Origin of the sequence: Eubacterium sp. BL-380-WT-2B, from assembly GCF_009696115.1 — a bacterium.
Taxonomy (GTDB): Bacteria; Bacillota; Clostridia; order Eubacteriales; family Eubacteriaceae; genus Eubacterium; species Eubacterium callanderi.
Window position 1 is genome coordinate 393,508 of record NZ_VUMP01000002.1, and the last position, 12,216, is coordinate 405,723.

The following is a 12,216-nucleotide window of genomic DNA, read 5'->3' on the forward strand; positions in this document are numbered from 1 at the left end:
ATGGAAACGAAGAAAATTTGTTTTGCAGGCTTTGGAGGTCAGGGGGTTCTGAGTGTTGGCAAGCTGCTTGCCTATGCGGCGATGATAAAGGACAAGGAGGTTTCCTGGTGTCCCTCTTACGGCCCTGAGATGCGGGGAGGAACAGCCAACTGTACGGTGATCATTTCGGATGAACCCATTGGATCTCCGGTCGTCACGAAAAACGCCTCGTCCGCAGTCGTCATGAATGAGCCGTCCTTCCGTAAGTTTGAGAATGTGGTCGCTCCGGGCGGCGCCATGATCATCAATGCGAACCTTATCTCTTTAAAACCGGAGCGGACGGATATCCGGACGATCTATGTTCCAGCCAGCGATATTGCCAAGGAGCTGGGTAACCCGAAGCTCATGAATATGGTGTTGCTTGGGGCCCTGTTGGAAGTGGATCATACCATCTCGGAGGAGGCGGTTTTGGAAGCCTTTACTAAGGTGTTCGGCGAAGGTAAAGCGAAGTTTATCCCCGTTAACCGGCAGGCGCTTGAAAAGGGAAAGAATTATGCCAGAGCCCTGGCGTAGCCGAAGGCATAAGGGTAAGAGGAATGTGTGTGAATGAAAACAGTGATCAGTCAATATAAGCAAAAGCTTAAGCGGCCAGAGGAAATCGCAGCCCTCATGGAATGCGGCTGGGTGTGCTGCTCCGACATCGCGCTGGGCTACCCGCCGGCCATTTACAGCGCGGTGATGAATCGAATTCAGCAGGAAGCGGATTTTACCGTCCAGCTGCACACCATCCTGGATGTGCAGCCCATGCCCTGTTACGACGAAAGGCTTATGGGTAAGATGGGCGTTTCCTGGTTTTCGGGAAAATACGCGCGCCAGGGCGTGGCAGCTGGGGTGGGGGATGTGATGCCCTGCTACTACCGGGATATGCCCGAGCTGTTTGAAAACTATATTGATATGGACGCCTTTTGCGCGACGGTATCGCCAATGGACCGGCACGGCTACTTCTCTACCGGCTGTACCGCTTCCAATAGCCTTGCCATGCTTAAAAAGGCAGAACATATCTTTCTGGAAGTCAATGAAAATATGCCGAGATCGCTCAGCGGTCCCGTAATCCATATATCCCAAGTTACCGCGCTGTGCGAGAACAATGTCCCCCTGCCCGCAACAGAGCCCTCAGAGCCTGACGCTGTCAGCCAGATCATTGGCAAATTGATCGCGGCGGAGATCCCTGACGGGGCCACCATTCAGCTGGGGATTGGCGGGATCCCCGAGGCAGTGGGCCAGGCCCTGAAGAAAAAGCATCACCTGGGTATCCACACTGAGCTTTTTACAGACAGCATGATGGAGCTGATTGCCTCTGGAGCAGTGGACAACAGCCGGAAAGCCATCCACCCCGGACGCTCTGTGGCTACATTTGCCTATGGCAGCCAGAATATGTATGATTTTGTCAATGACAATCCTGCCATCGAAATCCTGCCAGTGGACTATGTGAATAACCCCCTGGTGATCGCAGAGCATTCGGATTTTATATCGGTTAATTCGGCTCTGGAGGTTGATTTCTGGGGCCAGGTGTGCGCGGAATCTGTGGGGAACAGGCATATCTCGGGGACTGGCGGCCAGAGCGATTACGTGAGAGGCGCCCGGCTGTCCCCCGGCGGCAAAAGCTTTATCGCTTTCCCCTCCACTGCCATCAACGGCAAGGTCAGCCGGATCAAACCCACGCTTACACAGGGCGCAGTGGTCACAACCAGCAAGAACGATGTGGACCGCATCGTGACGGAATACGGTATCGCGGAGATGAGGGGAAAAACCCTGTCCGAAAGAACCAGAGCGCTGATCGCCATCGCCCATCCTGATTTCAGGGAGGCGTTAAAAGCAGAAGCGCGGAAAATGAAAATACTGTCCTAAAATAAAGATCCTTCTCTAAAAGATAATGCGGCGTTTTGCCGTATTATCTTTTTTTTTGGGTGGCGCGCGCCATGGCACAGTACCGGCCTTCAAAAGGTTTACAGAAAAACAGAAAAGAAACAAAAGCATTAAAAAAGCTCGTGAAATATTTAAATTTCACGAGCTTTTGTCAGCCATCAAATATTAAAATACGGATACTATCTATTTCATGTAAACATTATAACACAATAATTGAATAAATCCAGACTTTTTTTAAGATAATTAAAGAGGGAAATGGATAATGATAGTAAATAGAGCTTTATTCATCTGTTTAATTATAAAAAAAATGGTCAGAATATGGTCAGAAATCAGAAAGGGAGTAGAATCATCATGAAACGTTATCGAAAAAATGTCTATAAACGCAAGGATGGCCGTTACGAGGGCCGCTATATAATAAGATATGAAAATGTCTATGGAAAGGCTGTCTACCATTCCGTTTATGCTAAAACCTACAAGGAAATAATTTTAAAGCTTGAGGAGGCAGAAAATAAAGTTTTTGAGGAGGTCCAGCTTCAGCGTCTGTTGCGGGAAGAAAAGGAAAAAAGCAATCAAAGGGGTATTATTGAAAATGTTTTGAACCTTCAGTTTGACGAAAACCAGAAAGACAAGGCCAAAACGCTGCTGGCGGAGTGGCTGAGGAAGTGGCTTGAGTCATACAAAAAATATACGATCAAACAGTCCTCCTATACAAGGTACAGCAATGTCGTCAACCGGCACCTCGTGCCACGGCTGGGGCACTGCGAACTGGAAAATCTGAAGCCAGATGCCATACAGGATTATATAAAAGCAATCTTAGAAGAAAATAAAATAGCGGTCTCAACGGTTCGCGGGCACATTGTCATTCTCTCGGCCGCCCTCAAGCAGGCACAAAAAGAGGGATTAATCCATAAAAACCCTTGTGACGATATTATTTTACCTAAAAGGCCCATAAAAAAGCCAGTTTTTCTTGATGTGAAAGAGGCCCAAAAGCTCGAAGCTGTGTTGAAAAATTCTCGGGATCATAAAAAATCAACAGCTGTGCTTTTCGCCCTTAAGACAGGCATTCGTCTAGGGGAGTTGGCTGCTTTAAGGTGGAAGGATGTTGATTTTGATGAGCAGGTCATCCAAATCAGGGATTCGGTTCAGCGTGTGAAAAACAGTGAGAAGAGTGGCATGAAAACCAAGATGGTGTTTGAAGGGACAAAGTCCTACAGCTCTAACCGGACAATCCCCATGAATCCAGAAATCCATGAGCTGCTGTATCAGTATTATGAAACCATGAAACACAGGGAAAATTTTTCAGAAACATTCGTCTTTACAAATCGAAAAAATTCTTTCATCGACCCCAGGGTTTATCAGCTTTACTTTAGGCGTATTCTAAAAAAAGCCGGAATTCGCCACGTCAATTTTCATGCACTGCGCCATACTTTCGCGACACATGCAGCAAGTAAAAATATGCAGATTTCTGTCCTGAGCAGGATTTTGGGACATTCAAACGTCGGTTTGACGCTGCAGCTTTATGTTCATGTACTGAGCGGCCAGGATCAGCAGGAAATGCTGAAGCTGTCTGCAAGCTGACCATTTTGGTCAAAAACATGGTCATAAATACGCCAAGCGCCTGAAATAGAGGGTTTAGGACAAAAGCTCGTGAAATTTAAATATTTCACGAATGCTTTATGTTAGCTGACCTATATTTTATAACCAAATTGTATTTTTTAAAAGAGGATATCGAACATTTTAAGAAATACTCAAGATAACGGTGCTGTCAAAAAAATTTAAAAATCCAGAATAAAAAAACGAAATCCGTCAAACGACGACAATAAACGTTTTCAAAAATATTCTGGAGGAAAGGATGTATGCTGAATATGAAAAAAACAGGAAAACAAATTATTGCAGTCATCGCTCTGCTGGGCATGCTGTGGAGCAGCGGCTTTTCTGTTTTGGCAGCGCCGGAGCCGTCATTCCCCAATATCGAGGTCACCAAGACGGCCGCGCTGAAGGACTGGGAAAGCAGAACCTACCAGATCAACCTTGGCGCAAAGGCCAGTTCTTCAGCGGTGGGCGCCGCGGATGTGGTGCTGGTTATCGACCGGTCCGGGAGCATGGGCGAGCGCTACGATGGAAGCCGGCAGACTAAAATGGAGGTGCTGAAGGATACCGCTAAGGATTTCATTACCCAGCTGAGCGCGCAGTCCCCGGCCAGCCAGGTTTCTGTCGTGAGCTACGCAAGCGACTCCAAAACCAATATAGGCCTGACGTCTCTAGACACACAGGAAAATATCCAGAGCCTTAACCGGGCCATTGATAAGCTTTGGGCCAGTGGCGCCACACGGTCAGATTTAGGACTGGAGGATGCGTACAGCGTGCTGGGCGCAGCGGATTCAGGAAACAAGCAGTTTGTCATCTTTTTGACCGATGGGGAACCAAACAGCTACTCGGGATTTGACAGAGAGATCGCGGCGAGAGCGGAGAGCACCGCCTCGATTATTAAAGGGGAGGACTTAATTAAAAGAGACGGAAGAATATTTGGAGATTATGACGGCAGCCTTGATGATGGCTCCAGCCATAACCCAGACTGGGAATTTGAAGGAGACCCCTTAAGCGCTGAAATCTTCTCGATTGGGATCTTAAAAAGCTGGTCGTCTCAAAGAGTTCACGATTACCTGAACTATATTGACTCACAGCACAGCGCGGCTCTCGCGGATACTGCGCAGGCTCTGCAGGATATTTTTGAAGCCATCACACACCAGATCGCGGTGACAGCAACGGTAAGTGACGTGCTGGACAGCCGGTTTGAGCTGACCGCTGAGCAGAAAGCCGCCTTTGACACCGCAGGCGTCGCATATACCGAAAACGGTGACGGCACCACCACCATCGTATGGCCGGATAAAGATTTATCCGGAAACGGCTGGCAGGCCTCTGTTGAGGTGAAGGCAAAAGACAGCTTTATCGGGGATAACAATGTGCCCACCAACGCTGCCGGCTCAGGGGTAAGTGTCGACGGGGTGCTGGTGGCGCCCTTTGCTTCGCCGACGGTGAATGTGCGACGGCTGAAGCTGAAGAGCCAGGATGTTGACAAAACCATTTTTTATGGTGATTCGCTCAGGCAGACCGGCGTCACAGACGAAGCCGGCCTGGAAGCCATGATGCTGGGCTGGGACGACGCTGAGAACATCCGTCCATCTATCGGCGATGTTTTTGATGCGCCCTACAATCAGGAGCTCATTAAAAAGGCCTGGCAGCCTGAACCCTGCACACCAGAAGAGCTGGACAGAATACCGGACAGCGGCACCGTCTATAAGCTGAGTGTCACGCAGTCCGTCAACCCTCCGACAGAGGCGTCAACCAACAGCTCGTCTGGAAACGTCAGTGTGGCGGGAGATAGCCTGTCCGGGCAGTACACAGTGCATGTGGTAAAAGGGCAGCTTGATATTACTAAAGAGATCGACGCCCAATATACATCTGATACGCGGCCGAACACCAACCAGAGCTTTGTTTTTAAAATTGAGCGGCGGGACGAGCTGTCCGGGCCGGTTCAGGATACCTTCTATGAGGTGATCAGCTTCGCGGCCAATGAGGATACAAAGGTGAAAACAAACACCGTTCGGGGCCTTAGAAAAGGCTACTACACCGTAAAGGAAGAGAGCGGCTGGTCGTGGAAATACAATTTAACGGATTTAACCCAGGGCTTTGAGCATGTTCCAGCCCCGGTGTATAAGCCCTCAGAAGGATTTTATTTGGGCGGTTCAGGGGATAACGGCACTGCGACAGAGGCCCAGCTTAACGGCAAAGCGCCTTACCAGGGACAGGAAGGCAAGGCCCCCTCAGTGATAAGGGCCAGCAATGCCTTAAAGCAGAACACTGGTATTCTGGGGGATGCTGCCAACGCCCTGAACCGGTTTGTGAATTAAATGAAGTCCATGGTTATCCGAAAAATGTTATCCACCATCCTGACAGTACTGCTCTGTCTGATGATCCTGCTGCTTTCAGGCCTTCGCCTGCTGGGGTGGATCCCTTTAGCAGTGCTGAGCGGCAGCATGGAGCCGCAATACCCAGTGGGCAGCCTGATCTTTGTCAGGCCGGTCGCCGCGGAAGATGTAAAGTTGGGAGATCCCATTACTTTTTATATGGCAGACGGCAGAACCCTGGCCACACACCGGGTGACCCAGGTGGACGAGGCCAGCCAGAGTTTTAAAACAAAGGGGGACGCCAACGCCGTTGAGGATCAGGGAACTGTGTCCTTTGACCGGCTGGTGGGCAGCCCGCAGTTCTGTGTTCCTCTTGCCGGCTACGTCAGTATTTTGGCAGGGTCGGCCCAGGGAAAAATGATTCTGGGGGCAGCCCTTCTGGTCCTGGTGCTCCTGGCCTTTTTGCCCGGACGCCTGATGAAAACAAATGCATCCAAACGAAAATGAGGAGGTGAGAATGCGTGAAACGAAAAAAAGTCCGTGTCATTACAGCCGGTATCATTGGTATTATGCTGCTGGCGGCGGTAGCTGGAACCTATGCGTTTTTAAACGCGACCACAAATGTGAAGGAAAATCTTTTCAGCCCTAAAAAAATTGTGAATATCACAGTCTTAGAACAAGACCCGGCCAGCGGCAGGGACCGGCAGGAGACTGGTGAAAAAACGCCGCAAAATTATGCAGCGATCCAGGGTGGCGCCACCGTCCCTAAAAAGGTATGGATTGAGAACTATGATAACCCGGAGGGAAAGGTCACAGACGCTTATATCCGCGTCCGGCTGGTGCCCAGAATTGTCTTTGACAGCGATAACGCGGGAACCGGCATCAGCCTGGAGGGGCAGATAAGCTATAATTTTGCGGCGTCTGGCCCGGGAACGGCTGACAGCGGCTGGCAGCAGCAGGGCGACTATTTTTACTACAAAACGCCGGTAGCGCCAGGAGATACCACCACACAGCTGTTGGAGAGTGTTTTACTGGCTCCGGGATTTGTAATGCCCGAGGGATGTCATCTGGAAATACAGGTGCTGGCCGACGCGCTGGACGCGGCGGATCTGGGCGCTGTAAAAGATACATGGGGTGCAGATATCCCCATTCAGTAATGGCCAGTCATTGGGAATGGCCTTAAAGTGAAAGAGAGGTTTAAAATGAACAAAAAGAAATGGACAATTGGATTAAGTGCGATTGCACTGGCAGGGATTCTTGCCGTTGGCGGCGTGCTGGCCTGGCTGACCGCGCAGACAGCCACAAAGAAAAACACCTTTGTGGCGACGGCCGGCCTTTCAGGCGCCATACAGGAGGTTAACTGGGATGGGCTTGACTATGGCAACAACCCTGTAACCCCGCAGCCATCCCCCCTTGGCAGAGATATGGCAAAGGATATGCTGCCAGGCATGGTCATTCCCAAAAATCCACAGGTGAAAAACACCTCGCAAAAGGAGCCGGCCTATATCGCTGTCCGTCTGGATATAAGCTGTGACGGCGCGGAGGGCCAGGCAGCGCTGGACGCCGTCAGTGCGTTTGCAGACATCCGCTTTAACACCGGAGAATGGACAGCGCTGGGTACCTCAAAGGATGGGAAGGCAGTGGTCTATGTGTATAATACCGCAGTCGAAGCTGGAAGCGAAACCAGCGATGTCTTTAAATCGGTAAACGTGCACGATAACGCGAACGCGGCGGACATTAAGGATTTCCAAATCGACGCGGCCGGTTACCTGGCACAGGTTCAGAGCGGCAAAACAGCGGCGGACTGCATTAAGGCAGCTTTTCCGGATTTAGTTTAGCCATGAGCGCGAGTAACCTGAAAGGAGCGAAACATGAATAAAAAAAGAGCCATCGGAATCACTGCTGTTCTGTGCACTGCGCTGTTAATCGCAGCTGGGACACTGGCGTGGTTCACAGATGCCAAGAAAACTGAAAATATTATCACCATGGGAAACGTGCGGATTGATCTGACCGAGCCGGAATGGAAAGCGCCAACAGGCGTTGTGCCCGGCGGCGTTTACCCCAAGGATCCAACAGTGACCAATACCGGTAAAAACAGTGCCTATGTACGCATCCGCCTGACCCACGACGAGGGGCTGAGCGACGCCCAGATGGCTGACATTGAGCAGGCGCTGGAAATTCAGAAAGACTGGGTAAAATCAGAAGACGGCTGCTACTACTATCAGGCGGTTCTGCCAGTTGGGCAGAGCACGCCAGCACTGTTTACAGAGCTGAGCATCCCGGAAACCTGGGGAAATGAAATTGTGGACAAAACCTTTACAGTGAATGTGCAGGCAGAAGCGGTCCAGTCCGACCATTTTACACCCCACAGGACAGAGAGCGTCATTGACGGCTGGGGAGACACGCATGTGGAGCCCTATCCGGGAGAATAAATGAACCTTAAAATAAGCCTGATTACCAGAGGAAAGGGGTGATTGAATGAGTGTGATGACATTTTCCAGAAAAGCAGCCGTTTTGCTTTTGGCGGTCCTGACCCTGCTGGCAATAAGCGGCGTGGGCGTCAGGGCTGAGAATGAGCGCAACGTCATTTATGACGGTGAGGCTAAAAAAATTGTGAGCCTGCCAGACGACGATCTGTTCTTTAATTATAAGGAGCTGGTGCCCGGCGAGGTTCAGGAGCAGAGAATCTGGCTCAACAATAAGGACTTTAACAATGTGAAGATGTACCTGCACGCCGAGGCAGCGGAGGCGGAAGGTTTTGACACACCAGAAGAAAAAGCGCTTTCCGACGAACTGTTAAACCGCCTGAGACTGCATCTGGACCTGACAACCGCTGACGGAAACGTCCGGACCATCTATAACGGGCCGGCCTCCGGGCTGCCGGAAACCAGCGGCCAGGGGACCTTAAAGGATGATATTTTCATTGGCGAGTACACCAAAAATGACCAGGGAATTATCGACGCGACACTGACGGTTCCGGGGGATCTTGAGAATAAATACCAGGAAGCCCTGGGACGGGTGCACTGGGTCTTTATCTGTGATGTTGCGCAGAGTGGTTCAAAAACCGAGGGGTCTGGCGGCGCGCCGTCTACAGGGCTGTTTGGACAGCTTGACAGTATGGGTGCTGCCTATCTGTTGGTTTTGCTGGCATTATTAAGCGTTTCGGGCGTTATGGTTAAACGAAAAAAACGTTAAAAAAGCGCGCGAGAGATGGCCGGAATGCTTCAGTGGAGCGGAGCAGGCTGGCCGTCTGAAGAGATTGGAGAAAGACTGGTGGAAAGGGCCAGTGGAAATAAAAGGTTTTGTAGATGTGTGAACAGCTCACGGGAGAGTGAAGTGAGCATTTAAAAAAGGAATGACCCAGGGAAAGCGCCATTTCCCGGCTGTCACAGGGCAGCAGGAGAGGATGCGGCAAGACGCCGCATCCTCTCTTTTGGCATAGGGGTGTCTATTCAACCACATACCGCCCGTCGCCCTCGCACCGGATTGGGGTTTCATAAAAATATTTTAACGCTTTTACAAGGTGTTCAGTGTCTCTTGCGCCGCCGGTTTCGTAGGGGGAGTGCATGGCCAGCTGGGCCAGGCCAATGTCTACAGTGTTCATGGGGGTGTGGGTGCTTGCGATATTGCCAAGGGTGGAGCCGCCGGCCATATCGGACCGGTTGACATAGTTCTGGACTGGGACGCCGGCCTTTTGACAGATGGCCCTGAAAATGCCGGCGGAGACCGCGTCGGTGGTATATTTCTGGTTGGCGCTGTGCTTGATGACAATGCCCTCGTTCATGTAAGGGCGGTTGGTGTCGTCCGTTTTTTCCGGGAAATTGGGGTGGACAGCGTGGGCGTTGTCGGCGGAGACCATAAAGCTGCCGGCCATGGCGCGGAAGGTATCCTCCCGGGTGCCTCCGGTGGCTTCTACGATGCGGGCCAGGGTGTCCTTCAGGAAGGTGGAGCCAGCGCCCTGCTTGGTGCCGCTGCCCACCTCCTCGTTGTCAAAGACGCAGTGCACCGCCACGTTTCGCGGGTGGACCGCGGCCAGAAAGCCTTTCAGCGATGCAAAGGCGCACTGGAGGTCATCCAGCCGCGGGGTGGAGATAAAATCATGGTTCGCGCCCCAGATGCGGCCAGGGTCCCGGTTATAAAGGAACAGCTCCGCGCCGGTGATGTCCGCTCCGGCCACACCGGCAGCCTCTGCCACAAGCTCCATAAGCCGCCCCCTGGAAGCGCCGTCGCCCACAAGGGGCAGCATATCCTTCTGGATGTTATATTCATGACTGCTGCCAGACTTGCGGTCCATGTGAATGGCGAGGTTTGGAATGAGGAACAGGTCCTGGTCCAGGTTCACCAGGCGGGTAAAGATCTGGCTGCTGTGCTTAACGACCACCCGTCCGGCCGCGGACAGGGGCCGGTCCAGCCAGGGCGCGCGGAGCATGCCGCCATAGCCCTCCACGTTCAGCTTGGTGTAGTGGTCCTCCACGGTAATCTCGGGGTTGTCCTTGATTTTAAAGGACGGGGAGTCGCCGTGGCTGGCGACAATCTGAAAGCCGGTATAGGCCCCCTCCGGAATTCTGAAGGCAATGAGAGCCGAGGCGTTGCGGGTGACGTAGTAGCCTCGGCCAGGCGCCAGCTGCCAGGCGCTGCTCTCTTCCAGCGGGATAAAGCCTGCTTCTGCAAGCTGGGCTTTCATGGTGTCCACCGCGTGAAAGACGGTGGGGCTTTTTCCAATAAAGGATAACAGTTCGTGATTTAATGGTTCGTTCATGGTGACCTCCTTGTTTTACGACAGATCCCTGGCGTTCTGATGTTTTGCGATGTAGGGCATGATAAAGCCCAGCAGAACCAGCACAACCGGGGTCAGAATGTTTAAGATCAGCTCAAAGGGCTCGTCGGAATAGATGCCGCCAATGCAGGCAATGGCGGTGACGATAAAGCACCAGGCGCCAAAAATGATGCCGACGGTTTTATTCTTGACAAAGTGATAGGCTGACGGGAACGCATTGCCGGCTTTTTTCAGGGCGATATAGGCCACAAACACCCACAGGTACCGCAGCGGCATACAGACCGAGTTCACTTTGACCAGCCATCGGACCAGCTCGTCTACGCTGCCAATGCCAAAGGCCGGCACCACAATGAGAATCCCTACAATGACTAAGACCATTTTATGGCCCTTAGTGTAGGCGCCGTACTTGTTCTGGACAAACAGCGATTTGGGGATGTACTCCTTATCCGCGCTGCCCAGTAAAATGCACAGCGGTGCATCAATGGAGAGGATCATGACCGTAAACTGACTGATGGCGTTGGTGAGGGCAAAGGCGATGACAAAAACGTTGCCCACGTGGTAGTATTCGCCAAGAGTGGCAAAGGCATAGTAAGCGCCGTTGGTCATCAGGTCTTTGGGGATATTGTTCGAGTCAAACATCATGCCCATAGCAATCGTACCCAAAACGGCGCAGACGCAAACCATGACCGCCAGGGCGATCATCCCGGTCGAGAAATCCTTTGACGGGTTTTTCATCCGGTTGACATAGGGGGACAGCTTTTCGCAGCCGCCCACGGCAAAAATGAGGATGGACAGGCCGGTGAAAAATTTCAAATCAAAGGTGGGCATAAAGGTCTGGAGCGACCAGTCGATCTGAAGGGTTTTGGCGCCGGTGATGGCCGGAGCGGCCATCATGAGCAGAATGTAGAGGATGGACATGACAAAGGAGGCCATACCAGCCACAGAGGCCAGCTTCTTGAGGATGCTGAGCCCTCTGGAGGCCAGCGCCAGAGCGACCAGGAAAATGGCCAGCCCGGCAAACTGCATGACAAGGGGGTTCATGTCACTGATGCGCGCGTCCTGGAAGATGGCCCAGCTGCTCGCGATCATCACCGAGTTTGGCTTCTGGGAAATGTAGGGCATGTGCACTACCCAGTAAGTCCAGCCTGCGTAGTAGGCCATGCGCGGCCCAATGGTCTGCATGATCCAAGAGCTCACGCCGCCCTCAGCGTCTTTGAAGGCAGACCCCAGCTCCCCAACCATGAGGGCGTAAGGCACAAAATACAGGGCGAAAATGATGATCCAGGCCACAATGGCCTTTAAACCATTGTATTCCGAAAAGCCGTTGATGACATTCCCGAAGCCCCAGACAGCTGTGAAAGCCATGAGCGCCAGGGTATACCAGCTCATTTTCTTTTCAACAGGTTGCGTGTCGAGTTGATTTTTCATAAAGAATACTCCTTTTTATGCAATTATATAACTTGGATTCCTTGTCTATTATGCAAGACCTGAAGGAAAAGGTCAAGAAAAAAGTAAAAAAATAACAGGGAGTCCCTTTTAATGAAAAAAAAATCGTGTTTAAAATCCAATGCTTTCATCTGCTTACGAAAAGATAAATAAAGAGAGGCTGCGGCATTACGCCGCAGC

Annotated in this window: 11 protein-coding genes; 9 read left to right on the forward strand and 2 right to left on the reverse strand. The window is 51.6% G+C overall.

The features are described from left to right. The 9 genes from FYJ53_RS04840 to FYJ53_RS04880 all read left to right on the forward strand — a co-directional run bounded on the left by FYJ53_RS04840 (position 1) and on the right by FYJ53_RS04880 (position 9,008). The gene (locus FYJ53_RS04840; RefSeq protein WP_013381719.1) at positions 1–552 is read left to right on the forward strand and encodes a 2-oxoacid:acceptor oxidoreductase family protein; all 552 of its coding nucleotides are present in this window, start codon (positions 1–3) and stop codon (positions 550–552) included. Between the two features lie 33 nt (positions 553–585). Next, complete coding sequence (locus FYJ53_RS04845) at positions 586–1,887, forward strand: acetyl-CoA hydrolase/transferase family protein (protein ID WP_058695326.1); 1,302 nt, start codon at positions 586–588, stop codon at positions 1,885–1,887. A 369-nt stretch (positions 1,888–2,256) separates the two neighbouring features. Beyond that, positions 2,257–3,483: a site-specific integrase gene (locus FYJ53_RS04850; protein ID WP_154557031.1), complete on the forward strand. Its 1,227-nt coding sequence runs from the start codon at positions 2,257–2,259 to the stop codon at positions 3,481–3,483. Between the two features lie 278 nt (positions 3,484–3,761). Next, positions 3,762–5,816: a vWA domain-containing protein gene (locus FYJ53_RS04855; RefSeq protein ID WP_154557032.1), complete on the forward strand. Its 2,055-nt coding sequence runs from the start codon at positions 3,762–3,764 to the stop codon at positions 5,814–5,816. Further along, entirely contained in the window at positions 5,817–6,320 is a 504-nt protein-coding gene (locus FYJ53_RS04860; RefSeq protein WP_096920629.1) for a signal peptidase I, read from the forward strand. A 14-nt stretch (positions 6,321–6,334) separates the two neighbouring features. Then, on the forward strand, positions 6,335–6,970 hold the full coding sequence (locus FYJ53_RS04865) for a hypothetical protein (protein ID WP_090413364.1): 636 nt from the start codon (positions 6,335–6,337) through the stop codon (positions 6,968–6,970). A gap of 45 nt (positions 6,971–7,015) precedes the next feature. Further along, positions 7,016–7,651: a spore coat-associated protein gene (locus FYJ53_RS04870; protein ID WP_013381712.1), complete on the forward strand. Its 636-nt coding sequence runs from the start codon at positions 7,016–7,018 to the stop codon at positions 7,649–7,651. A 33-nt stretch (positions 7,652–7,684) separates the two neighbouring features. Further along, positions 7,685–8,245 (forward strand): SipW-dependent-type signal peptide-containing protein, encoded by a 561-nt coding sequence (locus FYJ53_RS04875; RefSeq protein ID WP_154557033.1) that lies wholly within the window; start codon positions 7,685–7,687, stop codon positions 8,243–8,245. Between the two features lie 46 nt (positions 8,246–8,291). Next, entirely contained in the window at positions 8,292–9,008 is a 717-nt protein-coding gene (locus FYJ53_RS04880) for a hypothetical protein (RefSeq protein ID WP_096920627.1), read from the forward strand. A gap of 253 nt (positions 9,009–9,261) precedes the next feature. Here FYJ53_RS04880 and FYJ53_RS04885 read toward each other — a convergent pair whose 3' ends face one another. Together FYJ53_RS04885 and FYJ53_RS04890 are read right to left on the reverse strand one after the other, a co-directional pair. Continuing rightward, entirely contained in the window at positions 9,262–10,572 is a 1,311-nt protein-coding gene (locus FYJ53_RS04885) for a M18 family aminopeptidase (RefSeq protein ID WP_096920626.1), read from the reverse strand. Positions 10,573–10,587: 15 nt separating this feature from the next. Continuing rightward, positions 10,588–12,018: an APC family permease gene (locus FYJ53_RS04890; RefSeq protein ID WP_013381707.1), complete on the reverse strand. Its 1,431-nt coding sequence runs from the start codon at positions 12,016–12,018 to the stop codon at positions 10,588–10,590. Positions 12,019–12,216 lie beyond the last annotated feature (198 nt).

What these genes read in the sequence shown, in the direction of transcription:
- FYJ53_RS04840 (WP_013381719.1), top strand. Translation starts at nt 1, where the DNA reads ATGGAAACGAAGAAAATTTGTTTTGCAGGCTTTGGAGGTCAGGGGGTT.
- FYJ53_RS04845 (WP_058695326.1), top strand. Translation starts at nt 586, where the DNA reads ATGAAAACAGTGATCAGTCAATATAAGCAAAAGCTTAAGCGGCCAGAG.
- FYJ53_RS04850 (WP_154557031.1), top strand. Translation starts at nt 2,257, where the DNA reads ATGAAACGTTATCGAAAAAATGTCTATAAACGCAAGGATGGCCGTTAC.
- FYJ53_RS04855 (WP_154557032.1), top strand. Translation starts at nt 3,762, where the DNA reads ATGCTGAATATGAAAAAAACAGGAAAACAAATTATTGCAGTCATCGCT.
- FYJ53_RS04860 (WP_096920629.1), top strand. Translation starts at nt 5,817, where the DNA reads ATGAAGTCCATGGTTATCCGAAAAATGTTATCCACCATCCTGACAGTA.
- FYJ53_RS04870 (WP_013381712.1), top strand. Translation starts at nt 7,016, where the DNA reads ATGAACAAAAAGAAATGGACAATTGGATTAAGTGCGATTGCACTGGCA.
- FYJ53_RS04875 (WP_154557033.1), top strand. Translation starts at nt 7,685, where the DNA reads ATGAATAAAAAAAGAGCCATCGGAATCACTGCTGTTCTGTGCACTGCG.
- FYJ53_RS04880 (WP_096920627.1), top strand. Translation starts at nt 8,292, where the DNA reads ATGAGTGTGATGACATTTTCCAGAAAAGCAGCCGTTTTGCTTTTGGCG.
- FYJ53_RS04885 (WP_096920626.1), bottom strand. Translation starts at nt 10,572, where the DNA reads ATGAACGAACCATTAAATCACGAACTGTTATCCTTTATTGGAAAAAGC.
- FYJ53_RS04890 (WP_013381707.1), bottom strand. Translation starts at nt 12,018, where the DNA reads ATGAAAAATCAACTCGACACGCAACCTGTTGAAAAGAAAATGAGCTGG.